Genomic DNA, 23,839 nt, shown 5'->3' with positions numbered 1-23,839 from the left:
GTTCAAGAGGAGCGAAGACCATGCAGGGAATTCAGGACAAGGTTGTCGTTATCACTGGTGCAAGTAGCGGTCTGGGGGAAGCCTCGGCACGGCGGCTGGCCGAAGGCGCGGTTCTGCATACGGATGTTACAGACCGTATTCAGGTGCAGCGTCTGGTCGATCAGGCCGTGAAACTGCATGGTCGTGTCGATGTGCTCATCAACAATGCCGGGCTGATGCCGCATTCGATGCTCGAACTCGGCAAGGTGGATGACTGGGATCGCATGATCGACGTCAATATCAAGGGCGTGCTCTATGGTATTGCTGCCGCCCTGCCGCATATGCGCAAGCAGATGAGCGGCCACATCATCAATGTCTCGTCGGTGGCGGGGCATAAGGTGGGGCCGGGCGGCGCTGTCTATTCGGCAACCAAACATGCGGTGCGGGTCATTTCAGAAGGACTGCGTCAGGAAGTGAAGTCGTACAATATTCGCACGACGATCATATCGCCGGGTGCGGTGGCGACGGAGCTTCCCAACAGCGTTACCGATCCGCAGCAGGCCGAACGCGTGAAGGCGCTTTACAAGAATGTGGCTATTCCTGCGGATTCCTTCGCCTCGACAGTGATTTTCGCGATGAGCCAGCCGGACAATGTGGACATCAACGAAATCCTGTTCCGTCCAACTGCGCAGGAATACTGATCAGAAACAAAAACGGGTCCTGCATTTTTGGTGCAGGACCCGTTTTCTTATCTTCCCGGACGGCCGGTTTTGCCGGGCCGCCGTTTCTTGCGGGATACTTCCGCCGGGTCTTCGTAAGAACCGATACCGGCGCGCTCGCGGCGAACTGGGGCCTCTCCACCGGCTGGAATTTCCGTCCGCTTCACTGTCATTTCATCCAGTGTATTCTTGCGGAATTTCGTCTCCGGCGCGGTAGGCAGAGGGCCTTCGTGGCGTGGCTTCGCCATATCGGTGCCCGGTCCCATATTGTCGAGCGACGGCTTCTGGAACAGCGACTTGCCGCCTGTGTCATCAACTGTGCGATGCGCCTTGCGCCCCGCATTATGGCGGCCCTTGGTGCGTCCCGTAACAGGGCTTTCCAGTTCCACCTCGCGCGCCAGCGGGTCGTCGGCAATGGCCAGTTCGGTTTCGCGCAGGCGCTTGATCTCGTCGCGCAGGCGCGCAGCCTTTTCGAAGTCGAGATCGGCGGCGGCATCGCGCATCTGCTTCTCCAGATATTCCAGATGGGCCTGAAGATTGTTGCCCATCATTCCGCCTTCTTCGGCAAAGCCCGAAATGTCGGCGCGGACATGGTCGCGTTCGTAGACCGAGTTCAGAATGTCCGAAATATTCTTCTTCACCGAAGCCGGTGTGATGCCATGCTCTTCATTATAGGCGACCTGCTTTTCGCGACGGCGGCTGGTTTCATCCATGGCGCGCTGCATCGAGCCGGTGATGTTGTCGGCGTAGAGAATAACCTTGCCATCAACGTTACGCGCGGCACGGCCGATGGTCTGGACCAGTGAGGTTTCAGACCGCAGGAAGCCTTCCTTGTCGGCGTCGAGAATGGCGACGAAACCGCATTCGGGAATGTCGAGACCTTCACGCAGCAGATTGATGCCAATGAGCACGTCGAACGCGCCAAGGCGCAGATCGCGGATAATCTCGATACGCTCCAGCGTGTCGATATCCGAGTGCATATAGCGCACGCGCACGCCCTGTTCGTGCAGGTATTCGGTCAGGTCTTCCGCCATGCGCTTGGTCAAAACCGTGACCAGCGTGCGGTAACCCTTCTTTGCCGTGTCGCGTATTTCGCCAAGCACGTCATCGACCTGGGTCTTGGCGGGGCGGATTTCCACTGGCGGATCGATAAGGCCGGTCGGGCGAATGACCTGTTCGGCAAAGACGCCGCCCGCTTCTTCCATTTCCCAGCCGCCCGGCGTTGCCGAAACGGCAATGGTCTGCGGACGCATGGCGTCCCATTCCTCGAAGCGGAGCGGACGGTTGTCCATGCAGGACGGCAGACGGAAGCCATATTCGGCCAGCGTCGCCTTGCGCCTGAAGTCGCCGCGATACATGCCGCCGATCTGCGGGACGGTGACGTGGCTTTCGTCGATGAAAACCAGTGCGTTGTCCGGGATATACTCGAACAGGGTCGGCGGTGGTTCACCGGGATTGCGGCCGGTCAGATAGCGCGAATAGTTTTCAATGCCCGCGCAGGAGCCGGTTGCCTCCAGCATTTCGAGGTCGAAAGTCGTGCGCTGTTCCAGCCGCTGCGCTTCCAGCAGACGTCCGGCATTGTTCAATTCGATCAGGCGATGCTTCAGCTCTTCCTTGATCGACTTCATCGCCTGATTAAGCGTGGGTCGCGGCGTGACATAGTGCGAATTTGCGTAGATCTTGACCGACTTCAGATCGCCGGTCTTCTGGCCGGTGAGCGGGTCGAACTCAGTGATGGTCTCGATTTCGTCGCCGAACAGCGAAATGCGCCATGCCCGGTCTTCCAAGTGGGCCGGGAAGATTTCAATCGTATCGCCACGGACGCGGAACGAGCCGCGTACGAAATTGATGTCCTGACGCTTATATTGCTGCGCCACGAGATCGGCGAGCAATTGCCGCTGGTCGAGCCGGTCGCCGATCTTCATTTCGAAGGTCATGGCCGTATAGGTTTCGACCGAACCGATACCGTAGATGCAGGAGACCGAAGCGACGATGATTACGTCGTCGCGCTCGAGCAGCGAACGCGTCGCCGAGTGGCGCATACGGTCGATCTGTTCGTTGATCGAGGATTCCTTCTCGATATAGGTGTCTGAGCGCGGCACATAGGCTTCCGGCTGGTAGTAGTCGTAATAGGAGACGAAATACTCGACCGCATTGTTCGGGAAGAAGTTCTTGAACTCACCGTAAAGCTGCGCCGCCAATGTCTTGTTGGGCGCGAGGATCAGGGCCGGACGCTGGGTCTCCTGGATGACCTTGGCCATGGTGAAGGTCTTGCCGGAGCCGGTGACGCCGAGCAGCACCTGTGTCCGGTCGTCATTGGTCAGCCCTTCGACCAGATCGCGGATCGCCGTCGGCTGGTCACCGGACGGTTCGAACGGCGTCTCCATCTCGATAGGAATGCCACCTTCGGATTTGTCCGGGCGGGCAGGGCGGTGCGGCGTCCAGAGCTGTCCGTTCTTGAACAGCGGATTGCCGGATTCGATCAGGTCGGACAGCGCCTTGACGGTTGCTGTCGCACCCGACGCGTTTAGTCCTGCAGCATCTTCCAGACTGATATCAAGGCCTGCGACCGGATTGAGGCCTGCGGCTGCGCGCTCCTTGGCGGAAGCCGCGCCGCCCATCGACGTGCCGCGACCGCTGCGCGTTGCTTCCTTGCTGCGCTCGGGGATCTTCTTCGGTGTCTTGGCAGGTTTCGAGGATTTGGCGGCAGGCTTTGTCGCCTCGTCGCCAATTTCCTTCGCCCAGTCGGCGATGGAGCCACTGAGCGGCGTGCCTGAGTATTCGGCCTGAGGCATTTCGCCGAAACCGCTTGAATGCGGCTTTTCGCCAAAGCCGTCAGCTGCGTCGTGCGAATCCTGAGTGTATCTGTTTTTGGAGGAAGCCATGTCGCTAATATGGAATTTCGCCATGCAAATGAAAAGAGCACGGCGGTAAAATCCAACTTGTTGTGGGTTCCTGCCGGCCGGCTCCTGACAGAAGGTTGTCAGGAAGTCGAGGCAATCGCGAACTGTTGATGGGAGGGCGCAAGCCTCTTGTCGGAACCGCGAGACGAGCAGGGTGCGATGCCGCATGTTTTTCATGATGAGTTTGTCTCATAATCCGGCAGAATCATTTTTGTTTAAAGGATTGATTGATGAGCGTTGCAGATAAGCCCAAAGGCGAACTGACCTTGCGCGTTCCGGCCATGCCGAAGGACGCCAATTCGGCGTTCGATATTTTTGGTGGCTGGGTCATGTCGCAGATGGACTCGGCCTCCGGTATTCGTGCGGAAGAGCGCGCGCGTAGCCGCGTCGTCACCGCAGCCGTGCGCGAGATGTCCTTTGCTAAACCGGTGAAGATCGGCGACGTATTGTGTGTCTATACGGAAATTACCAAAGTCGGTCGTACCTCGATCACCTTGCGCGTCGAAGCCTGGGCGCAGCGCGCTTCCCAGCAGCGCATGGAACTGGTGACGCATGGCGAATTCGTCATGGTCGCGCTGGACAAGGACGGCAAGCCGTCTCCGGTCCCGGAAGAATAGGCCGGAAGCCCTCTTCTCTTAATATCAACCCGGCGTTTTCGCCGGGTTTTTATTTGCAAGCACGATAGCCGCTTCGACGCTGCATCAGATCGAAGTGAAAATGGTCTGCATGTTCCGGGTTGTAGCCCGGTCCGAGCACCGTGGTGAAATAATCGCAGGCATCTGAACGAACGCTGTTAAGCAGGCCTTTTTCGCGGAAAGCGAAGAAGCCGGGTCTGCGCACCGAAATGTCCTTGCCGTTGTTCAGCTTGATCCGGGTTACGTCGATGGCGTTGCCGCGCGAATGCTCCGACATTTTCGCGCCGCGGCGATGGTTCATCGTGCGGCAGGAATAGCCGCCCGCATTGTAGATCGTGTTGATGCCGGACAGATAGCGCAGGCGCGCGGCGGGTTGCAGATCGCCCTTGATCCAGCGCGCAAAGGTTTCCGTCACCTGACAGTTCAGCGTTGCCGCCGGTTTGAAGGCGATGGAGCCGCTGTTGAAACCCGACACTTCAATCGGATTGCTGATATTGCACGACGCGCTGCGATAGATCGGCGGCTTTTCCTTGAAGACCACGCCGAGTTTTTTAAGGCGCGTACGGCACGCCGCTTCCGAATTCGACATGGTGTAGATGTTTTCAGCCGCCGTGACCGGGTTTTGGACCGGCGCTGTGAAGCCGTAATCGCCCGCATATTGCGGTTCGTTTTGCGGTGCGGGCTGGGCGGTATGGGTTTCTTCTTCCTCCGCCAGTCCGACGACGCGGTCCTGCTGGGGCGTTGGTGTCATGGCGGCGTCGGGCATGGGCGAGCTAGCCACAGGCGCGGGTTCCATCGGCACATCGGCGACCGGAGCGGAGGGCATCGGGGCGCTGACCACATCCGTGCTGGGCACCATGATATCCGAATTTCCGACATCGGCTTGCGGACGCGGCGGGCGCTCGCCTGAACAGCCAGCCGCCAGTATCAACAGGAGCAGGGAAGCCGCAGGACCAAAACGGCGCAGTCGCGAGCGCGCAAGATCGTGATCTGTGATGGCGGACAACGCAAAACTCATGTCCTTGCCTTCTGCTCGTGGGGCCTTTCCGGTGGGAATCCGGCGTTTCCTGTATCCTATGAGAGAAGCGTAAAGGAAGAGTCAGTGCTCACGTTAAGCGCTGTGGCGCAATCTGGGCAATGTGAGGGTGAGCCTGTGATGCTCTCTATGTTTTGATCGCCGACTTAGTTTTTTCGCACCGCGTCACGCAAAACCATTTCGCACTTTTGCCGGAAATGCTCTATCGCTTACCCTCGTGGTTCAGGGCCAAACCGCAAATAAGACCATCCTCCCGGTCCCAAAAGTTTCACCCATGTCAGCACTGATTTCGCCAAGCATCCTACCGATCCTGCTTCTGGTCGGCTCGAACATTTTCATGACCTTTGCATGGTACGGCCATCTGAAATTCACCAATACGCCGCTGGTTATAGTGATTTTCATCAGCTGGGGTATCGCGCTGATCGAATATTGTCTCGCAGTTCCGGCCAATCGTATCGGGCACGAAGTCTATTCGGCGGCTCAGCTCAAGACGATACAGGAAGTGATCACGTTGGTGATCTTCAGCCTGTTCTCGGTCTTCTATCTGAAGGAAGCCTTCACCTGGCACCACCTGCTGGGCTTTGCCTTCATCGCAGGCGGCGCAGCGCTGATCTTCAAGGCGTAAAGCTTAATTGGCCGGTTCCGTCGCTGGAACCGGTTCGTCCTTGCGGTTCCAGAACATCGGGACAAGCTCGACGGCCAGCATGGCCGCAAACAGCATGCCGCAGCCGATGAAACCGATGAAGCTCAGCCGCTCGCCGAGGAAGATCGCTCCGAACATGGCCGCGAACAGCGCTTCCGAAGACAGGAAGATCGCAGCCTGTGCGGAGGTCGTATAACGCTGGCCGATGGCTTGCAGCGTAAAGGCGATGCCCGACGAGAACACGCCGGTGAACAGGATTTCTTTCCATGTCAGGGCGATGGCGTTCCAGTTGAAGTCCTCAACAATCGATGCAATGGCCAGTCCGATAACGGCGGCGGTAGCAAACTGAACGCAGCTCAGCATAATTGGGCGTCCGGCGCGGTTGGCGCGGCTGATCAGCAGCACCTGCATGGCCCAGAATGTTGCGCCGCAGATCACCAGCCAGTCGCCGGTTTTGAGCGCGGTCAGCTCCCCGCCCGACAGCAGGAAAATCCCGGCCAGACAGAAGGCGGCGCTTGGCCAGACGATCGGATGTGGCCATGTGCGGAACAAGAGCACGCCCAGAACTGGCACCATCACGACATAAAGCCCGGTCAGAAAACCGGCATTGGTGACCGACGTGGTGATGAGGCCGATCTGTTGCAGCAGCAGGCCGGTGAAGAGCACAGCGCCCACGACAATGAAATAGCTATAGTCGGAAGCCTTCAAACGGGCAGGCGCACGACGGCCTTCGGCTAGCGCCCATGGCAGCACAGTGAGTGCTGCAATGGCGGAGCGAATGCCGATAAACAGGAACGGTCCAATGCTGGCCATCGCGGTCGACTGGGCGACAAAACCCATGCCCCAGATCACGCCAGCCAGAAGCAGGACAAAATTGGCTTGCGTGCGCGTCATCATGGCCTCGGATTGCAAAAGAAGAAGGTCCGGGCCTATTTGGCCGCCGGAATTGCCTAACCTATAGGCAAAAGGCGGGTGGCGCGGCAAGGGGCGTCTGCTTTCTGCGACATCACTGCAGATGTGTCTCTAAAATAAGCTCTTTGTCTGGAGATTTGACAGGGGTGGTTTTTTTCCGCGTGAAAAGATCGCCAGAAATGCTATAGTTCTGCGAATTAGTCGTTTGAACGGTTCCGAAACGGGTGTTTCGGTGACCGTTTTCTTTTTGTGTATCGGGGGGTGTTGCAGCTCCCGGAGGGCACCTCGCAGCGTTGTTTCGCTGGCGGGGTGCGGCGGGCAACCAAACTGCCGGCGCGTTGAGTTCTTGGAAAGAGACGGGCGCCGGGCGAAGGAAAGGACTGGGTATGGAAAAGTTCCCTATGACCCCTCGCGGTTTCGAAAAGCTCAAGGAAGAGCTCCGCTGGCGTCAGCAAAACGAGCGTCCTCGGATCATCGAGGCTATCGCTGAAGCGCGTGCCCATGGCGATCTGTCGGAAAACGCCGAATATCACGCCGCCAAGGAAGCCCAGAGCCTAAATGAAGGCCGCATCAACGAGCTGGAAGATGTCGTTGCGCGCGCCGAAGTGATCGACGTTACCAAGCTGAGCGGCGACCGAATCAAGTTCGGTGCGACGGTCACGCTGATCGACGAAGACACCGAAGAAGAGAAGGTCTATCAGATCGTCGGCGATCAGGAAGCCGATGTGAAGGAAGGCCGCATTTCGATCTCGTCGCCAATTGCGCGCGCCATGATCGGCAAAACCGAAGGTGATACGATCGAGGTCAATGCACCGGGCGGCTCGCGTTCCTATGAGATCGTTACGCTGAAATTCGTCTGATCGCTGTGCTCCATTCAAACCAGGTTCCCGTTCAAAGTGTCGAGGTTGTAGCTCCCAACTTCAAGCAGCGCCTTTCCGGCGTGACCTCGACAATTGTCCAGCTCATTCCTTTGCAGCGTGCGAAGGGGTTGAACATTGCCACAATGGGACCGGGTTTGCCGGACAGCCTGCCGCATCTGGGGTGGGGTGCTCTTTTGTCCTTCTGGTCAGCGCCCAAAAAGCGGCGCTTCCGGATCTGGCACGCGCGGCGCAATATCGAAATGCTCGCCGGTATTTTCATGCGTCATGTTCTGCGTATGAAACTCCGGCTGGTGTTCACTTCAGCAGCACAGCGCAATCACAAGCCTTTCACCAAATGGCTCATCCGCCGCATGAATGCGGTCATCGCCACCAGCGGGCGCTCGGGCAGTTTTCTGGAAGTGCCGCATGACGTGATCATGCATGGCATCGATCTGGAGCGCTTTCACCCGCCAGTCGGCGAGGAAGATACGTTTGCTGCGTCCGGCCTGCCGGGCAAATACGCAATCGGTTGTTTCGGACGCGTGCGGCATTCCAAGGGCACCGATCTCTTTGTCGATGCGATGATTGCGCTTCTGCCGGATTATCCGGAATGGACGGCGATCATCACCGGGCGAACCACGGCGGAACACCAATCCTTCGAGGATGGCCTCAAGGCAAGGATTGCCGCCGCCGGTTTGCAGGACCGCATTCTCATTCTCGGCGAAGTTCCCGATATTCGGGTCTGGTATCGCCGCCTGACGCTTTATGTTGCGCCGTCGCGCAATGAAGGCTTTGGCCTCACGCCGCTCGAAGCCATGGCATCGAAGACCGCCGTGGTGGCAAGTGATGCTGGCGCTTATTCCGAAATGATCGTGGACGGAACCGGCAGTTTCGTGGCCGCCGGAGATGGCGAAGCCTTGCGCAAAGCCATAGAGCCTTATCTCGCAGACCCGGCAATGGCCGAGCGTGACGGCGAAACGGCGCTCGCCCATGTGCGCGCCAATTTCCCGCTCGAAAAGGAAGCCGCTGCGATCAGCGGTGTCTATGAGCGCGTATTCGCCGGGAGCTAACTGTTCCCGGCTTTAAGCGCTTACGTCTCAACGTATTGATTTAGAGAATCATCAGCGGTTCGTCCTTGACCGGACGAATGGTCAGCGCGGTGCGGACAGAGTCCACATTTGGTGCTGCGGTCAGTTCCTCGATAACGAAGGTCTGGAACGTATTCAGATCGCGCGCAACGCAATGAAGCAGGAAGTCGGATTCGCCCGAAACCATCCATGCACGGCGTACCAGCGGCCATTGTTTGGTTTTCTCAGCAAAAGCCTTCAGATCGGCATCAGCCTGACGGTGCAGACCAACCGAGCAGAACGCGACCAGATCCTGTCCAAGTGCATTGCCGTTGAGAATGGCGCGATAGCCCCGAATGACGCCGCTTTCCTCGAGTTTGCGGACCCGGCGAAGGCAGGGAGGAGCCGAAATGCCAACCCGTTCGGCCAGCTCGACATTGGTGATGCGCCCGTTGTTCTGGAGCTCCCGCAGGATTTTCCAATCGATTTCGTCCAGATCGGCCTTGATCGGCATGCATGACTCCGCGCGCAAGGAAATTTCATTCAGAGGTAATTATAGAATATCCAGCGCCGTCACAGCGCAATCTAATCATGCTAATATCAAATGAATCCGTGGCGTGTAAACCGTCTAAAGCTCTGTCAACGCACCCAAAAAGCGCGTGTGAACAGGATATATACGGTCACAAGCTCCAGTCGTCCCGCCAGCATGAGGAAGGACAGCACCCAGAGAGCCGGGTCATGGATGGTGGAAAAATTGCCAACCGGACCGATTGTTTCGCCAAGGCCGGGGCCGACATTGGAGAGCGCAGTCAGCGCGCCGGTGAAGGCCGACACAAAGTCGAGGCCGAGTGACGCCAGAAGCACCGCGCCGATGACCAGCGATGAACAATAGAGGAAGAGATACAGCAGCACGTTCTGGGCGATTTCTCCCGAAATCTCCGATGAGCCATAGCGCATCTTGGTGACGGCATGCGGCACGATAAGGCGGGAAAGGCTCGCTTGTGTCAGGCTCCACAGGATGATCAGGCGGTTCATCTTGATACCGCCCGAGGTGGAACCTGCGCAGCTTCCGAGGAACGAGGCGAGGAAGAAAATGCCAAGGGCGGGCGGGCCCCAGAGCGAATAGTCTTCCGTCGCATAGCCGGTGGTCGTGATGACAGACACGAAGTGGAACGAGGCCGAAATCAGCGCATCGCCAAAAGGTACGTCCAGGCCAAGCCGCAAGACGACAGCAAGGATGAAGCTGAAACCGATGACGATGGTGAAGAACAGTTTGACCTGCGGATCGGCCAGCGATTCCAGCCGCTTGGGCATGAAAGCCTTGATATAGAGCACGAAGGGCAGGGCCGAGAGAATCATGAACACGGTCGCCACGACCAGCAGCAGGCGGTTGCCGTGGTAAAAACCGAGCGAGTTGTCATGCGTGGAGAAGCCAGCCGTGGCCACAGTCGTCAGGCCGTGATTGATGGCGTCGAAAACGCTCATTCCAACCATGAAATAGCTGATGATGCAGGCAGCCGTCAGGCTTAGATAGGCCAGAATGATACCAAGCGCGATCTGGTTCATGCGGGGCAGGATCTTTTCCGACTTGTCGGAATTTTCCATATGAAAGAGCGCGAGACCGCCAGCGCGCAGCGACGGCAGCATCAGAAGCGCCAAGCCGATGAAGCCGATGCCCCCGATCCAGCAGAGAAGGGACCGCCAGAGCAGAATGCCGCGCTGCATATTGTCGAGGCCGGTCAACGCCGTTGCGCCGGTGGAGGTCACGCCGGACATGGCTTCGAAAAAGGCGGTGGCGTAGCTGATCGGCAGATGAGAGAAATAAAGCGGTATCGAGCCGAGGAAGCTCGCGGTCAGCCAGATGCAGACCGTGAGCAGAAAACCGAGGCGCGGCGTGAAGCGCGTTGACGGGCTTTGTGTCGCGAAAAGGATCAGCGCGGAAAGCGCGCCGGTGGCTGCGGCCGAACGCACGAAGATCAGCCAGTCGTCACTGCCGTCGCGCAGGTCGATTGCGGCAGGCAGGAGCATGGCGGCCGCCATGATGAGGCCGAAGCGCGCGCAGATATTGGCGACTGTCTTATAGATGGCGGTCGTCTCCGGCCGTTTGTGGGTCGATTTGTGGACAGTTGGGCGTTGTTTTTCCTGTCTGTTTAACGTGAGATCGACCCGGTCGCAATGCGGGGAGGCGCTTCCTATTACCTAAGTGTCACAAGCTGTGGCTAAAGCGCAGCAAATGCCCGTCAAACCTTGCAAAGCAGGTGTGGCAGACCTACCTTGGCCATAATATCAGGGCACAGATATGCCGGGTGCGAAAGCGATTCCGGTCCGTCATGCGCCCCTCGCTTTAAATCGATTTTAGGACCGGAGAGGAACCTCATGTCTCAGCGTCATGCGCCCGTCATTGTCATTGGCTCAGGTCCTGCTGGTTATACCGCCGCGATTTACGCAGCGCGCGCGATGTTGAAGCCCATCGTCATTGCCGGTCTGCAGCAGGGTGGTCAGTTGATGATCACCACCGACGTGGAAAATTATCCGGGCTATGCCGAACCTGTGCAAGGCCCATGGATGATGGAACAGATGGCCAAGCAGGCAGAACATGTCGGCGCGGAAATCGTTCATGATATCATCACCGAGGTTGACACCAAGGTGCGCCCGTTCCGCCTGACCGCAGATTCCGGCGCGGTCTATACCTGTGACGCGCTGATCATCGCGACTGGCGCGCAGGCCAAGTGGCTCGGCCTCGACAGCGAACAGACCTTCATGGGCGGCGGCGTTTCGGCTTGCGCTACCTGCGACGGCTTCTTCTATCGCGGCAAGGATGTGGTTGTGGTCGGCGGCGGCAACACGGCTGTCGAAGAAGCGCTTTACCTGTCGCACATCGCCAAGAGCGTGACTGTGGTCCATCGCCGCGAGGGTTTCCGCGCGGAAAAGATCATGCAGGATCGTCTCCTGTCGCGGGCCAATGTCAGCGTGGTCTGGAACAGCGTGATCGATGAAATTCTGGGTACGCAGGCCAAGCCTCCGATGGGCGCGACCGTTACCGGCGTGCGCCTGAAGAATGTCGTGACTGGTGAGACCACGGAAGTCGACACGCATGGCGTCTTTGTCGCCATCGGTCATGCGCCTGCCGTGTCGCTGTTCGAAGGCAAGCTGAAGCAGAAGCCGAACGGCTATCTGTGGACCGCGCCCGATTCCACCGCCACCGATGTTCCGGGCATTTATGCCGCTGGCGACGTCACCGACGATATTTACCGGCAGGCCGTGACCGCCGCCGGTATGGGCTGCATGGCAGCGCTCGAGGCCGAGCGCTGGCTGGCCGCACAGGAACCGCTGCACGAAGCGGCGGAGTAACGAGGGGGAAATCGTGGTCGCACCGCTCGACTGGGATAAACTGCGCATTTTTCATGCTGCGGCGGAAGCAGGGTCGTTCACCCATGCCGCGCAGACATTGCATTTGTCGCAATCGGCTATTTCGCGTCAGGTCAGTGCGCTGGAACAGGATGTCGGCGTGCCGCTGTTCCACCGCCACGCGCGCGGGCTGATTTTGACGGAACAGGGCGAAACACTTTATCGCACGGCGCATGACGTGTTGATGAAGCTGGAGAATGTTCGCTCCAAACTGGCCGAGAGCAAGGAAAAGCCGACGGGACGCCTGCGCGTTACCACGACGGTGGGCCTTGGCTCCGGCTGGCTGATCGAACGCATCCAGGAATTCGTCGAGCTTTATCCGGATATCCACCTTCAGCTGATCCTCGACAATGAGGAGCTGGATCTGACCATGCGTCACGCGGACTGCGCCTTGCGTCTGCGCCAGCCGCAGCAGCCGGACCTGATTCAGCGCCGTCTGTTCACAGTGCATATGCATCTTTATGCATCGGCGGGCTATGTTTCGAAATATGGCAAGCTGAATTCGATCGACGAACTCGACCAGCATCGTATCGTAACGTTCGGCGAGCCGGCACCAAGCTATCTGACCGGTTTGAACTGGCTGGAAGTTGCAGGCCGCACCGACGGCAGCACGCGCATTCCGGCCTTGCAGGTGAATAATCTTCTGTCGGTGCGCCGCGCCGTACAGCGGGGTGTCGGCATCGCCGTGCTCCCGGATTATATGGCCGACAAGGAATCCGGTCTGGTACAGCTTGTGCCGGAACTGGAGGAAATTCCGTCCTTCGATACATTCTTCTGCTATCCCGAAGCATTGAAGAATTCCGCCAAGCTGCATGCGTTCAGAGACTTCCTGTTCTCTAAGGCGCGCAACTGGACCTATTGATCGCCATTTTTCATTGATGACAGAAAGGCCGCGCTGGTTTGCCAGCGCGGCCTTTTGGTTTTGAGGTGTCTTGGCTGCGCGCTGTTACTTGCGTGGCAGGAGACGCTGCACGTCCTTGGCGGTATCGGCGAGGACGTCTTCCGGGGTGGCGGACTGTTCGACCAGACGGGAGAGACCGTCGACGATGGTCTGCGTCACCTTCACGCCGTTGGAGCCGGGGAAGGCATACCAAGGCACCATGATCGACATCTGGCTGAGACCAGCCTTGAAGAGCGGGTTTTCTTCGTAGAACTTGCCGAGATATTCATCCGACTTGGCGGCCAGATCGTTGTTCGGCACGTAACCGGTGCCCGGAACCACAACCGAAGCGCCGTAAGGACCAGCGGCAAACTTCGCGAATTTCCAGGCAGCATCGACCTTGGACTGATCTTCGGTGAGGATTACAACCGCATTGCCGCCGGTTGGCAGACGACCCTTTTCCGGGTTGATGAGCGGGATTTTTGCAGTGCGCATATCAAACTTGTCGCCGACATTCTTGATCGTGTTGCGCAATGCGCCCGTGGTCTGGAAGGCAAAGCCCACCTTGCCAGCAGCAAAGGCCTGTTCGCCAGCAGCCTTGGTCAGAACCGGCAAACCGCCTTCTTTGACCATGCGGTCAACGAGTTTCAGCGCGGCAAGGCCTTCCGGTCCGTCGAAGGCGACCTTCTTCTCGTCTTCGGTCAGCATAGTGCCGCCTGCGCCGAACAGAAGTGCAGAGAACATCCAGTCGTCGCCCTGCCAGCGGAAGTCGATGCCTTCATTGCCGTTGCCGAGCGCCTTGATCTTGCCGCCGAGCGCGATCACTTCGTCCCAGGTCGTGGGCGGCGTGTCGGGGTTGCCACCGGCTGCGCGCACGAGATCGGCATTATAGTACATGATCGGGTTGGAGGTTGCGAAAGCAAGGCCAACCTGACGGTCGCCGACGCGGGCAAGCTTGAGGATATGATCGGTGAAGCCCTGCGCTTCCATATCCTTTTCCTTGTCGACCAGCGGCTTCATGTCGACGCCGATATTGCGTTCGGCAAGAACGCGCAGACGGTTGAGGCCGGTGAAGGTGATATCCGGCATTTCCGACGTGCCAGCCTGACGCATGATCGTCTGGATGCCTTCCTCATAGGTGGCGGAAGGGCTGACGAAGTTGATCTTGATGTCCGGATTTTCTTCCATGAACTTCTTGGAGATGTCGGCCATGACATCCTTGAAGAAGCCGGGCATTGGATAATGCACGTTGAGCGTGGTGTCGGCAAAGGCTGGCGAGCCGAGGCCGATGGTCAGGGTAGCGAGGGCACCAAGTGCACTTGCAAGGCGTTTCATGATCAACTCCTGTGAGTGGGATAGGCGTAAGAGGTCAGCCTTTGAGGCCGGTAAGGGTGATGCCCTCGATGAAGCGGCGCTGGGCGGCAAGGAATGCCAGCAGCAGGGGCAAGGTGATGATGAGTGTGGCGGCCATCAGCGCGCCGTAGTCGTCACCGGCTTCGGCTGCGCGGAAGTAGAGCAGGCCGAGCGGCGGCGTGGCGCGTTCCATCCCGTTGACGACGATCAGCGGCCAGAACAGATCGTTCCAGTGTGCGACGACGGAAAAGATGGAAAAGGCGGTGATGGCGGGCCAGGCATTCGGCACGATCACACGCATGACGATGCCTGCTTCCGACATGCCGTCGAGGCGGGCGGCGCTGATGAGATCATCGGGCATGGCGCGGAAGAATTGCAGGAACAGGAATATGCCGAACACCGAGATGAAGAACGGTGCGCTCAGTGCAAAATAGCTGTTCAGCACGCCAAGCTGGTTGAAGCCGACATAGAAGGGCAGTGCAGTTGCGTGGATCGGAACCAGCAGCCCCAGCATGACGAGAACCATCATGGCGCGCTGGCCGCGAAAGTTGAGTTTCGCCATGGCATATGCGCAGGGAATGGCGATCACCACCTGCACCACCAGCACCAGTCCGCAGACGACGACGCCGTTGAACAGCAGTAGCCCCATGGGCACGCGGGTGAGGGCTTTGGTGACATTGTCCAAGAGCGCCCAGTTATGCGGGATCAACGACAGCGACGACGAGAAAATGTCCTGCTGCGACTTGGCTGCGGTGGACAGCATGAAGATATAGGGCGCCAGAAAAAGCAGCGCACCAAAGGAGAGAAGACCGAGGCGAAACGAACGGGCAAGTGACATGGAAGGTCCCCTCAATAATGCGTGCGGCGGTCCAGCACACGGAACTGGAGCAGCATCAGAACGATCAGCACGGCGAGGAAAATCACGGTCATGGCCGAGGCGTAACCGACGCGGAGGAAGACAAAACCTTCTTGATAGATGCTCCAGAGCAGAACTTCGGTGGCCTTGTTCGGACCGCCTTCGGTGAGCGTCTTTACGGTTTCGAAAACCTTGACGGCATTGATGATGCTGATGGTCGTGACAAACAGCGTGGTCGGTCCGAGCAAGGGCCAGGTGACAAGGCGAAAGCGCTCCCAGCTGCTTTTCACGCCGTCCACTTCGGCGGCGGAATAAAGCTCGCGCGGAATGGCGGTGAGGCCCGCCAGAAACAGCACCATGTTGAAGCCGACGCTTTGCCAGACGCCAATCAGCGCAAGGCTGATCAAAGCCGTGTCGCTGGAGCCAAGCCAGTTGGGGCCTGTAATGCCGATCATGCCGAGCAGCGCATTGACGGGGCCAAGCGTGGGATGAAGCAGGTATTGCCAGACGGTCGCCATGGCAACGAGCAGCGAGGCAACCGGCAGAAAATACACGGTGCGGAAGAAAGACTTTCCGCGCACTTCGCCTTCAATGAGGATCGCGACGCCAAGGCCGAGAAACACCGAAGCCGGTGCGACAATGGCCGTATAGATCGCGGTGTTCTTCAAGGAGATGAGAAAGGTGCGGTCGCTGAACAGCTCGACATAATTGTCGAGGCCGATGAATTCGAAACCGGCATAGCCAAGCTCGAAATTGGTAAAGCTCCAAAAGACAACAGCCGCGGTCGGCAAAAGGATCAGGAGCACTGTCAGGAGAATGGCTGGCGAGGCGAGTTTCCAGGCCAGTCGTTCCTCGCGCCGCCGCGCGTTTTCGGCGGCAGTGCGGGCGCTGACTGCGCCGGGCCGGGCAAGGGCGATGTCAGACATGGGCCACTGCCTTTTCCACCGGTGCGATAGTCACCACATTCCCGGCGGGCTGGCGCAGACGCGCGCCGTCATCGCCGAAGAGATAGGCGTTATCTGCATCGAAATGCAGGCCAACCGGCAATCCGGGCGCTATATGGTCGGCTTTGACGGGTTCCAGCTTGACGATCAGTTCCTGCGCCGAGCCCGGCGCTTTTACATAGACCAGTACCTCGGAGCCGAGAAATTCGATGCGCGACACTGTCCCGGTGATGCCGGTCTTGTCATGCGGCAGAAGGCGGAAATGTTCCGGACGGATGCCGACGCGGATCGTCGTGCCCGCATAGGCGGCAACGTTCTGAAGAATGGGACGGCCAGCGAAATGGACGCTGCCCTGATCGCTGACCAAAGCGTCCAGAATGTTGATGCGCGGGGTGCCGATGAACTGGGCCACTTCGATATGGCGCGGATCGTTATAGATCGCGGTCGGCGTATCGATTTGCAGCAGCTTGCCGCCCATCATGACGGCCACGCGGTCGGCCATACTGAGCGCTTCAGCCTGATCATGCGTTACATAGATCGTCGGAACACCGGCGCGGCGATGCAGATCGACAATCTCGGCGCGGGTATGAACGCGCAGATTGGCATCGAGATTGGACAGCGGTTCATCCATAAGGAAAACGCCGGGCTGGCGCACGAGCGCACGGGCAAGCGCGACACGCTGGCGCTGACCGCCCGACATCTGGCCGGGCTTGCGGTCGAGAAGATGATCGATTTTCAGGCTGGCGGCGGTGGTTTTCACCTGCTTCTGGATCGCGGCGCGTTTGGCGCGCTGGCCGGGAACAAGCGGCCCAACGAAGGGCAGGCGTTCGGCTGTGGTCATATCGCGCATGGCCAGCGGCACGGCGATGTTCTGCGCGGCGGTCAGGTGCGGGTACAAGGCATAAGACTGGAAGACCATCGCGATATTGCGGTCGGCTGGATGCGCGCCCGTGATGTCGCGGCCTGCAAGAGAAACATCGCCTTCGTCGGCATGATCAAGGCCAGCAAGAATGCGCAAAAGCGTGCTCTTTCCGCAGCCCGACGGGCCGACGAGGGCGATGAATTCGCCCTCCGCCACGTCGATGCTGATGCCGTCCAGAATGCGGTTGCCGCCATAGGACTTCCCGATATCGCGAATGGCCAGCGTGCTCATTGGCTTGCCTCTTCGCTGACCTTTTCGCCGTCGCCGCTATGATGCGGATAGACTTCGTGCACCACGTCGTCGATCACGTAAGGCGTCAGTTCTTCAATGCGGACGATGGTGCTTGTCGCCGTTTCGCCAAGCTCGTGCACGACAGCGCCGAGAATACGCTCGCCGGGCAGATCGCGCTCCATCGCGCCAACGATGAAGGCCGCCGCCGGTCCCCAGATATAGCTGGTACCGAAAGCTTCGCCCGCCCAAGCGCGGTGCAGGTGGCCACTGGCATGTAGCTGCACGTTATATTGTGCGAAGAGGTCATAGAGACGCTGGCGTGCAACCGGGCGGATGCCCCAATAGCCGCTGTCGCCTTCTTCTGGATCATCGACAAAGAGCGGCTTATGCGCGAAGACGGCGACGGGCTTGCCGCCTGCGTTTTCCAGTACATTTTCCAGCCACTGGAACTGTTCTTCCTCTTCCTCACTGCCGGTGCCGATGATCAGGCTGTTGAGGCCGACGATCAGCCATTCGCCGAGGTCTTTGGCCCAGCGGTCGGGACCAATATGGCGCTGCCAGCGCGCAAGGCGCTCAGCATTGACCGGCTGGTGGCTTTCCGGCAGATGGCCGATGTCGTGATTGCCCGGCACACTGAGGACAGGGGCGGAGAGCTGTTCGAAACAGCTGCGGCAGAATTCGAGATCGGCTTCGACATCGGCGCCGTCAACGGCAAGGTCGCCGGTGTGAATGATCAGGTCGGGCTTCTGCTGCTCGACCCACGCCACGAGCGGTTCCCAGTTCGGGTTGAAATGCGTCTTGATCGGGCTGAGATGGGTGTCGGTGATTTGAACGATCCGCATGGGTGCGCTCCCTCGTGGCTTGTGGGACGATCGCAGCGGTGCCGTTCAGAGCATTCCTTAGACAAATAAGTATATTTGGCGTCGAGATAGTGGCTCTTAACAGCACCTTAGAGCACGGTTTGATGTCATCGATCCGAAATGCACTCTAAAGGCCGCGTTTGCCGCTGCTGACTTGCTTATGCAGCGGCTTCTGCGGGGGCTTGTATGCCTCTTGTGTGACAGTCCTGATGCGCCAGGATGACAGTTGGGTGACATCTTCTGTGGGGAATCAGCCATAGGTGATTTGCTGATTTTGCAGGCAGTCCGGTTGTATTGATGCCTGTTCCATAGGCGCTCTTATTTGAGCTTGCGGCGTCTCGTGACGGGCAATTTATCGGTAACTATTTGTTTTTACATCATATAATTGCGCGTCTGAGCTATGCAGTAAACGCATGGCAGCATTGCGCTAAAGTTGCATTGCAAAAATCATGAGCAGGGAGCATATAACAATCATCTCAGCGCCGCGTTTCCTCCTCCCATTTGCGCGGGCTGAGTGTTCCCCTCTGGAGGTTTGCCTCAAAGGCACCTTCAAAACTCAAAGCCAGACATTTGTCTGGCTTTTTTTTTGGCTTTTCGCCTGTTTCTTGGCCGTGATGGCTGAGCTGAACAAACTACAGATACCGTTTGTCTTCCAGCTGTCTGTTCTGACAGGGGCCTCGACGATTAGTATTTAAAGCGCAGATACGAAAAAGGGGCCGTGAGGCCCCTTTGTCATTCATCGTTTCGAAGTGATTAGCGCAAGCTGGCGCAGAAGCGCTGGATGCGGTTGCAGGCTTCTTCGAGCAGCTCATCGGACGTTGCATAGGAAATGCGGAAGTTCGGTCCGAGGCCGAAAGCCGAACCGTGAACCACGGCAACGCCTTCTGCTTCGAGCAGCTCGGTGACGAAATCTTCGTCGGTTTCGATAACCTTGCCAGCTTCGGTCTTCTTGCCGATCAGGTCAGCGCAGGACGGGTAGACGTAGAATGCGCCTTCTGGCGTTGGGCACTGGATGCCCTTGGCCTGATTGAGCATCGATACGACCAGATCGCGACGAGCCTGGAAGATTTCCTTGTTCTTCGGGATAAAGTCCTGCGTGCCGTTGAGTGCTTCAACCGCAGCCCACTGGGCAATCGAGCAGGCGCCGGAGGTCTGCTGACCCTGCACCATGTCCATGGCCTTGATAAGCTGTAGCGGGCCAGCGGCGTAACCGATGCGCCAGCCGGTCATTGCATAGGCCTTGGAAACGCCGTTCATGGTCAGCGTGCGCTCATAGAGCGACGGCTCGACCTGGGCAGGCGTCGTGAAGACGAAATCGCCATAGACCAGATGCTCATACATGTCGTCGGTCAGGATCCAGACCTGCGGGTGACGCACGAGAACGTCCGTCAGCGCCTTCAGCTCGGCTTCCGTATAGGCAGCGCCCGTCGGGTTCGACGGCGAGTTGAAGATCAGCCACTTGGTCTTCGGCGTGATGGCCTTTTCCAGATCGGCGGCGGTCAGTTTGAAATTGTCTTCGATCTTGGTGTTGATGAACACCGGCGTACCGCCGTTGATCGCGACCATTTCCGGATAGCTGACCCAGTAAGGCGCAGGCACGATGACTTCATCGCCGGGGTTCAGCGTGGCCATGAAGGCGTTGAACAGGATCTGCTTGCCGCCCGTGCCGACGATCACCTGATCCGGCGTGTAGTCGAGACCGTTTTCACGCTTGAACTTGGCGACGATGGCCTTGCGCAGTTCAGGGATACCGGCAACAGGCGTGTACTTCGTTTCGCCGCGATTGATCGCGTCGATGGCGGCCTGCTTGATATTGTCTGGCGTGTCGAAATCGGGTTCGCCCGCACCGAGACCGATCACGTCCTTGCCTTTGGCTTTCAGTTCGCGTGCTTTCTGGCTGACCGCGATGGTCGCAGATGGCTTTACGCGGGAAAGGGCGTCGGCGAGAAATGCCATGATAGATCTCCATAGATGGCAGGCTCTGTTAACCGCACTGGGAACGGCGCGGTTTTGCGAATTTTCTATGTCGCATCGGCAAAGGAATCGCAACAGATGGATTGGCATTTGGCCGGTATTTCGGGGTTTTCTCGAAAATGTGTTGCGAAAAGTGCCGGATAGATCAGTCTTGCTGACATAATATCTCAATGAAACTGATTGGACAGGCCGTGACGCAGGCAGAGATAGTGCTACGAAACAGGAGACATCGATGCTGACCATTTACGGACAACCCGATTCAGGAAATTGTTACAAGCCCCGCCTGCTGCTTGCCCTGCTTGGCAAGCCTTTTCGCCATGTGACGGTCTCGTCGCGGGACGGTTCCACACGCAAGACGGACTATCTCGCCAAAAACCCCAATGGCAAGGTGCCTTTGCTTGAGCTCGATGATGGACGCATGCTGGCGGAATCGAACGCGATGCTTCTCTATCTGGCTGAGGGGACACCGTTTTTGCCCGCTGACGCCTATGAGCGTGGGCTGGTCTATCAGTGGTTGTTTTTCGAACAATATAGCCACGAGCCCTTCGTGGCGGTAAGCCGCGCGTTGCGGCTTTATCCGGAACGGGCACAGCTGGCGACACCGGAACGTCTGGCCTCGTTACAGGACGGCGGTAACAAGGCGCTTGGCGTCATGGAAACGCAGCTCGAAAAGACGCCCTATCTGGCGGGCGAGGCTTATACGGTCGCCGATATCGCGCTCTATGCCTATACGCATGAGGCGCATCTGGGCGGCTTTGACATGCAGCAATATCCGGCGATTCAGGCCTGGCTTAAACGCGTTGCCGCGCATCCGGGCCATGTGTCGCTTGACTGGCTGCCCTGAAAGCCTGTTCCAAAAGTCGTCCTGTGTGGCTGCAAATTGCAATTTTCTCCATTCCGGTGCTCACGTATCTAAAAGTACGCTCCGCTCCGGTATTCGAAAATCACCAATTTCGCACACACATGCCGCTTTTTGATTCAGGCTATGAGAATTTTCAAACGGTACAAATAATTAGAGCGCCGATCAGATCGGCGCTCCAATATTTCTAGCCACATTCAGGCAATGCCGGATGGGACATCCAGCCGCTAAATGTATTAGGCTGCGACGAGGTTGTCTGCAGACGAACGGCCCGAACGGCGATCCTGCACGATCTCGTAAGAGACCTTCTGACCTTCGTTGAGCGTGGCAAGGCCAGCGCGCTGAACGGCAGAGATGTGAACGAAAATGTCCGTGCCGCCCTGGTCAGGCTGAATGAAGCCGAAACCCTTGGTCGTGTTGAACCATTTAACTGTTCCCGTAGCCATGGGAATGTCCTTTGTAACGATAGTAATTTTTAGTCCGTATGCTCCGCACACGTCCCTGTGGATCGAATTTATGGACAGGAGATCGTTAGGAAGCACGGCAGGCCGCACGGGTCTCAAAGTCACTCGACCGAAAAATCGATTGCCGGACTATATGCGACAAATTTGACCAGCACAAGAGAGCTAGAATGCGTGAAGGGCGGTTGATTTGCTAAAAAAATCGCGGCTTTAACGATAATGGAAGGTAATTTTTATCTGAAGCGCAGTCTTTTGGGCGATTGCACGCCCCGACCGCACTTAGCAGAAAGGTTCTCGACATAATATTGCGGGCTAATATTAAGACGTAAACGGATCGACCATGTCGGAAAAGTCAGGCATCGCGTTTCTTTGACTTTTGCGTGATATGCATAACGCGCATGTTGTGAATTGCCCGCGAGTTCGTCACAGGGATTAGCGATTGGGCACGTGGTGAGGCAAAATATGACGTCTGAACCGGAACAGAAGCAGCCGAAGCGCAGTGCGCCGAAGAAAAGCCGCAGGCGCGGGAAGTCCCAGCGTACGGGCATCAAAGGCTTGCTTACGCGTCAGCCGGTCCGCGACGGCAACGATCTGTTCTCGCAGCTCTCCATGATGACCGGCGCTTTCTGGAGTTCGCCGGTGCGTACTGCGCTGATAGCGCTTGGAACCGGCATTTTTGTGCTGATCGTGCTGATTGCGATCGGACAGGTTGCAATCAATCGCTGGAACGAGCCCTTTTATGATGCGCTGGCGCGCAAGGATTTGCAGGCTTTCTTTCACCAACTGATGGTCTTTTTCGGGATTGCCGGTACTTTGCTGGTGCTCAATGTCGCGCAGACATGGCTGAACCAGATGTTCAAGCTGAAGATGCGCGAAGGTCTTGCGGGCGATCTGGTCGGTCAATGGCTGGCGCCGGGGCGAGCGTTCCGGCTGGCCAATGCGGGCGAGATTGGCATCAATCCAGACCAGCGTCTGCATGAAGACGCCCGGCATCTGGCCGAAACCTCCTGCGATCTCGGTATCAACCTGCTGCAATCGACAGTCATTCTGGTGAGCTTCGTCGGCGTGCTCTGGTCGCTGTCGAGCGGCTTCATTTTCCATGTTGGCGGCTACAGCTTCCCGATCCCTGGCTATATGGTCTGGGCGGTGGTCATCTATGCCGCCTCCGCATCGTGGCTGACATGGATCGTCGGGCGCAACCTCGTCAATATCAACGCCAACCGCTATGCCCGTGAGGCGGATTTCCGCGCCTCGCTGATGCGGGTCAACGAACATCTGGATGCTGTTACCCTTTCACGCGGTGAGGCGGACGAGCGGCGTCGTCTCGATCTGGATATCGACGCCGTACTGGCCGCGATTCGCAAGATCGTTTATGCGACCACGCGATTGACCTGGGTGACCGCCGGTTATGGCTGGCTCACCATTGTCGCGCCGATTCTCGTTGCCGCGCCGGTCTATTTTTCCGGCGGACTGACCTTCGGCGGTCTGATGATGGCGGTCGGCGCCTTTACGCAGGTGCACAATTCGCTGCGCTGGTTCGTGGATAATTTTGGCGCCATCGCCGACTGGCGCGCGACGCTGCTTCGTGTCGCCACGTTCCGGCAGGCGATTCTACGCATGGATGAATTGGGCCGTCTCGACCGTCAGGTCGATCTGGCCGTCAACGAGGACGACAGAATCAGTCTCGACGATGTGTCGATCGCAGCACCCGATATCTGCCTGCGATTGTCGAAGAGCGCCTTTGCGGTCAAGCCGGGTGAGCGGGTGCTCGTAACCGGTGGAACCGAGACGCAACGCACATTGCTGTTCCGGGCGCTGGGCGGCCTGTGGCCCTGGGGTGAGGGGCGTATCGGCATGCCCGCCAATGACGGCGTCGCCTTCATGCCGCGCGCACCCTATTTGCCGCCGGGCACGCTGAAAAGCGTGATCGTCTATCCGTTCGATCTGAAGAAGTTCTCGCCCGAAGCACTGGAAGGTGTGTTGCAGCGCGCCGGGCTTGCGCGGCTTATCGGCAGTCTCGATCATGTTACCCGCTGGGAGCGGGTGCTGACCGATGACGAGCGGCAATGTCTCGCCTTTGCGCGGCTCATTTTGCAGGAGCCGCAATGGATCATCATCGACGGCGCGCTCGATGGGCTCGATGCCGAGGCCTATGATCGCATTCGGGACATTTTGAACAATGAGCTGAAGCAAGCCGCGGTGATCCATCTGGGCAAGCCGCACCTGCATAACGGGCTTTTCTCGCGGCAGGTCAATCTGGAAGAAGATCCTGATGGAAAGCCGCTGGAAATTCCTGCTTTGAAGAGCGCATAAAAAAAAGCCGCCGGATCACTCCGG

General features: G+C 58.1%; 21 protein-coding genes. 9 read left to right on the top strand and 12 right to left on the bottom strand.

All coding sequences use genetic code 11. The annotated features are described in order from the left end of the window. The first annotated feature begins 20 nt into the window (after positions 1 to 20). Positions 21 to 680 carry an SDR family oxidoreductase gene (locus tag QBD01_RS19445; protein WP_280994153.1) on the top strand — a complete coding sequence of 220 codons (660 nt, stop codon included), beginning with the start codon at positions 21 to 23 and terminating at the stop codon, positions 678 to 680. A 47-nt stretch (positions 681 to 727) separates the two neighbouring features. Here the strand turns inward: QBD01_RS19445 and uvrB are convergent, their stop codons facing one another. Continuing rightward, positions 728 to 3,583 (bottom strand): excinuclease ABC subunit UvrB, encoded by a 2,856-nt coding sequence (gene uvrB, locus QBD01_RS19440; protein WP_280994152.1) that lies wholly within the window; start codon positions 3,581 to 3,583, stop codon positions 728 to 730. Between the two features lie 248 nt (positions 3,584 to 3,831). Here uvrB and QBD01_RS19435 point away from each other — a divergent pair, with 248 nt between their 5' ends. Then, positions 3,832 to 4,218: an acyl-CoA thioesterase gene (locus QBD01_RS19435; RefSeq protein WP_280994151.1), complete on the top strand. Its 387-nt coding sequence runs from the start codon at positions 3,832 to 3,834 to the stop codon at positions 4,216 to 4,218. Between the two features lie 49 nt (positions 4,219 to 4,267). On the opposite strand, the gene QBD01_RS19430 is transcribed toward QBD01_RS19435, so the two are convergent. Further along, positions 4,268 to 5,254 (bottom strand): extensin family protein, encoded by a 987-nt coding sequence (locus QBD01_RS19430; RefSeq protein WP_280994150.1) that lies wholly within the window; start codon positions 5,252 to 5,254, stop codon positions 4,268 to 4,270. A 292-nt stretch (positions 5,255 to 5,546) separates the two neighbouring features. Here QBD01_RS19430 and QBD01_RS19425 point away from each other — a divergent pair, with 292 nt between their 5' ends. After that, on the top strand, positions 5,547 to 5,897 hold the full coding sequence (locus tag QBD01_RS19425; protein ID WP_078338719.1) for a DMT family protein: 351 nt from the start codon (positions 5,547 to 5,549) through the stop codon (positions 5,895 to 5,897). A 3-nt stretch (positions 5,898 to 5,900) separates the two neighbouring features. Here QBD01_RS19425 and QBD01_RS19420 read toward each other — a convergent pair whose 3' ends face one another. Further along, a complete protein-coding gene (locus QBD01_RS19420; protein WP_280994261.1) occupies positions 5,901 to 6,809 on the bottom strand; it encodes a DMT family transporter in 909 nt (302 codons plus the stop codon). 404 nt (positions 6,810 to 7,213) lie between these two features. Here QBD01_RS19420 and greA point away from each other — a divergent pair, with 404 nt between their 5' ends. Continuing rightward, the gene (greA, locus tag QBD01_RS19415) at positions 7,214 to 7,687 is read left to right on the top strand and encodes a transcription elongation factor GreA (RefSeq protein WP_078338718.1); all 474 of its coding nucleotides are present in this window, start codon (positions 7,214 to 7,216) and stop codon (positions 7,685 to 7,687) included. Between the two features lie 5 nt (positions 7,688 to 7,692). Continuing rightward, complete coding sequence (locus tag QBD01_RS19410; RefSeq protein WP_280994149.1) at positions 7,693 to 8,757, top strand: glycosyltransferase family 4 protein; 1,065 nt, start codon at positions 7,693 to 7,695, stop codon at positions 8,755 to 8,757. Between the two features lie 40 nt (positions 8,758 to 8,797). Here QBD01_RS19410 and QBD01_RS19405 read toward each other — a convergent pair whose 3' ends face one another. Both QBD01_RS19405 and QBD01_RS19400 read right to left on the bottom strand, forming a co-directional pair. Then, entirely contained in the window at positions 8,798 to 9,268 is a 471-nt protein-coding gene (locus QBD01_RS19405; RefSeq protein WP_095447076.1) for an Lrp/AsnC family transcriptional regulator, read from the bottom strand. Positions 9,269 to 9,393: 125 nt separating this feature from the next. Beyond that, on the bottom strand, positions 9,394 to 10,794 hold the full coding sequence (locus QBD01_RS19400) for a TrkH family potassium uptake protein (RefSeq protein ID WP_182520994.1): 1,401 nt from the start codon (positions 10,792 to 10,794) through the stop codon (positions 9,394 to 9,396). Between the two features lie 336 nt (positions 10,795 to 11,130). Here QBD01_RS19400 and trxB point away from each other — a divergent pair, with 336 nt between their 5' ends. Together trxB and QBD01_RS19390 are read left to right on the top strand one after the other, a co-directional pair. Then, positions 11,131 to 12,105, top strand: coding sequence for a thioredoxin-disulfide reductase (gene trxB, locus QBD01_RS19395; protein WP_280994148.1), 975 nt, complete (start codon positions 11,131 to 11,133; stop codon positions 12,103 to 12,105). Between the two features lie 13 nt (positions 12,106 to 12,118). Next, a complete protein-coding gene (locus tag QBD01_RS19390; RefSeq protein WP_078338714.1) occupies positions 12,119 to 13,024 on the top strand; it encodes a LysR family transcriptional regulator in 906 nt (301 codons plus the stop codon). Positions 13,025 to 13,108: 84 nt separating this feature from the next. Here the strand turns inward: QBD01_RS19390 and QBD01_RS19385 are convergent, their stop codons facing one another. The 6 genes from QBD01_RS19385 to QBD01_RS19360 all read right to left on the bottom strand — a co-directional run bounded on the left by QBD01_RS19385 (position 13,109) and on the right by QBD01_RS19360 (position 20,164). Next, entirely contained in the window at positions 13,109 to 14,377 is a 1,269-nt protein-coding gene (locus QBD01_RS19385) for an ABC transporter substrate-binding protein (protein ID WP_280994147.1), read from the bottom strand. A 34-nt stretch (positions 14,378 to 14,411) separates the two neighbouring features. After that, a complete protein-coding gene (locus tag QBD01_RS19380) occupies positions 14,412 to 15,233 on the bottom strand; it encodes a carbohydrate ABC transporter permease (RefSeq protein WP_280994146.1) in 822 nt (273 codons plus the stop codon). A gap of 11 nt (positions 15,234 to 15,244) precedes the next feature. Then, entirely contained in the window at positions 15,245 to 16,177 is a 933-nt protein-coding gene (locus QBD01_RS19375; RefSeq protein ID WP_182520999.1) for a carbohydrate ABC transporter permease, read from the bottom strand. Then, positions 16,170 to 17,348 (bottom strand): ABC transporter ATP-binding protein, encoded by a 1,179-nt coding sequence (locus QBD01_RS19370; RefSeq protein WP_280994145.1) that lies wholly within the window; start codon positions 17,346 to 17,348, stop codon positions 16,170 to 16,172. Before QBD01_RS19370 ends, QBD01_RS19375 begins: the two co-directional genes overlap by 8 nt. Further along, positions 17,345 to 18,190, bottom strand: a complete 846-nt coding sequence (locus QBD01_RS19365; RefSeq protein WP_280994144.1) for a metallophosphoesterase — start codon at positions 18,188 to 18,190, stop codon at positions 17,345 to 17,347. Before QBD01_RS19365 ends, QBD01_RS19370 begins: the two co-directional genes overlap by 4 nt. A gap of 771 nt (positions 18,191 to 18,961) precedes the next feature. Then, complete coding sequence (locus QBD01_RS19360) at positions 18,962 to 20,164, bottom strand: pyridoxal phosphate-dependent aminotransferase (RefSeq protein WP_280994143.1); 1,203 nt, start codon at positions 20,162 to 20,164, stop codon at positions 18,962 to 18,964. Between the two features lie 250 nt (positions 20,165 to 20,414). Between QBD01_RS19360 and QBD01_RS19355 the strand changes: the two genes are divergently transcribed. Next, on the top strand, positions 20,415 to 21,026 hold the full coding sequence (locus QBD01_RS19355; RefSeq protein WP_280994142.1) for a glutathione S-transferase family protein: 612 nt from the start codon (positions 20,415 to 20,417) through the stop codon (positions 21,024 to 21,026). A 251-nt stretch (positions 21,027 to 21,277) separates the two neighbouring features. Here the strand turns inward: QBD01_RS19355 and QBD01_RS19350 are convergent, their stop codons facing one another. Continuing rightward, the gene (locus tag QBD01_RS19350; protein ID WP_078338706.1) at positions 21,278 to 21,487 is read right to left on the bottom strand and encodes a cold-shock protein; all 210 of its coding nucleotides are present in this window, start codon (positions 21,485 to 21,487) and stop codon (positions 21,278 to 21,280) included. A gap of 477 nt (positions 21,488 to 21,964) precedes the next feature. Between QBD01_RS19350 and QBD01_RS19345 the strand changes: the two genes are divergently transcribed. Next, positions 21,965 to 23,815 (top strand): ABC transporter ATP-binding protein/permease, encoded by a 1,851-nt coding sequence (locus tag QBD01_RS19345; RefSeq protein ID WP_182521004.1) that lies wholly within the window; start codon positions 21,965 to 21,967, stop codon positions 23,813 to 23,815. The last annotated feature ends 24 nt before the right edge of the window (positions 23,816 to 23,839 follow it).

The sequence above is a fragment of the Ochrobactrum sp. 19YEA23 genome (assembly GCF_029909865.1).
Lineage (GTDB): Bacteria > Pseudomonadota > Alphaproteobacteria > Rhizobiales > Rhizobiaceae > Brucella > Brucella gambitense.
This window is presented reverse-complemented; position numbering and strand designations above follow the sequence as displayed.

Bases quoted from the DNA above. Each gene is read 5' to 3' on its own strand.
- QBD01_RS19445 (WP_280994153.1), top strand. From the start codon at position 21: ATGCAGGGAATTCAGGACAAGGTTGTCGTTATCACTGGTGCAAGTAGC.
- uvrB (WP_280994152.1), bottom strand. From the start codon at position 3,583: ATGGCTTCCTCCAAAAACAGATACACTCAGGATTCGCACGACGCAGCT.
- QBD01_RS19435 (WP_280994151.1), top strand. From the start codon at position 3,832: ATGAGCGTTGCAGATAAGCCCAAAGGCGAACTGACCTTGCGCGTTCCG.
- QBD01_RS19430 (WP_280994150.1), bottom strand. From the start codon at position 5,254: ATGAGTTTTGCGTTGTCCGCCATCACAGATCACGATCTTGCGCGCTCG.
- QBD01_RS19425 (WP_078338719.1), top strand. From the start codon at position 5,547: ATGTCAGCACTGATTTCGCCAAGCATCCTACCGATCCTGCTTCTGGTC.
- QBD01_RS19420 (WP_280994261.1), bottom strand. From the start codon at position 6,809: ATGACGCGCACGCAAGCCAATTTTGTCCTGCTTCTGGCTGGCGTGATC.
- greA (WP_078338718.1), top strand. From the start codon at position 7,214: ATGGAAAAGTTCCCTATGACCCCTCGCGGTTTCGAAAAGCTCAAGGAA.
- QBD01_RS19405 (WP_095447076.1), bottom strand. From the start codon at position 9,268: ATGCCGATCAAGGCCGATCTGGACGAAATCGATTGGAAAATCCTGCGG.
- QBD01_RS19400 (WP_182520994.1), bottom strand. From the start codon at position 10,794: ATGGCGGCCGCCATGCTCCTGCCTGCCGCAATCGACCTGCGCGACGGC.
- trxB (WP_280994148.1), top strand. From the start codon at position 11,131: ATGTCTCAGCGTCATGCGCCCGTCATTGTCATTGGCTCAGGTCCTGCT.
- QBD01_RS19385 (WP_280994147.1), bottom strand. From the start codon at position 14,377: ATGAAACGCCTTGCAAGTGCACTTGGTGCCCTCGCTACCCTGACCATC.
- QBD01_RS19380 (WP_280994146.1), bottom strand. From the start codon at position 15,233: ATGTCACTTGCCCGTTCGTTTCGCCTCGGTCTTCTCTCCTTTGGTGCG.
- QBD01_RS19375 (WP_182520999.1), bottom strand. From the start codon at position 16,177: ATGTCTGACATCGCCCTTGCCCGGCCCGGCGCAGTCAGCGCCCGCACT.
- QBD01_RS19370 (WP_280994145.1), bottom strand. From the start codon at position 17,348: ATGAGCACGCTGGCCATTCGCGATATCGGGAAGTCCTATGGCGGCAAC.
- QBD01_RS19365 (WP_280994144.1), bottom strand. From the start codon at position 18,190: ATGCGGATCGTTCAAATCACCGACACCCATCTCAGCCCGATCAAGACG.
- QBD01_RS19360 (WP_280994143.1), bottom strand. From the start codon at position 20,164: ATGGCATTTCTCGCCGACGCCCTTTCCCGCGTAAAGCCATCTGCGACC.
- QBD01_RS19355 (WP_280994142.1), top strand. From the start codon at position 20,415: ATGCTGACCATTTACGGACAACCCGATTCAGGAAATTGTTACAAGCCC.
- QBD01_RS19350 (WP_078338706.1), bottom strand. From the start codon at position 21,487: ATGGCTACGGGAACAGTTAAATGGTTCAACACGACCAAGGGTTTCGGC.
- QBD01_RS19345 (WP_182521004.1), top strand. From the start codon at position 21,965: ATGACGTCTGAACCGGAACAGAAGCAGCCGAAGCGCAGTGCGCCGAAG.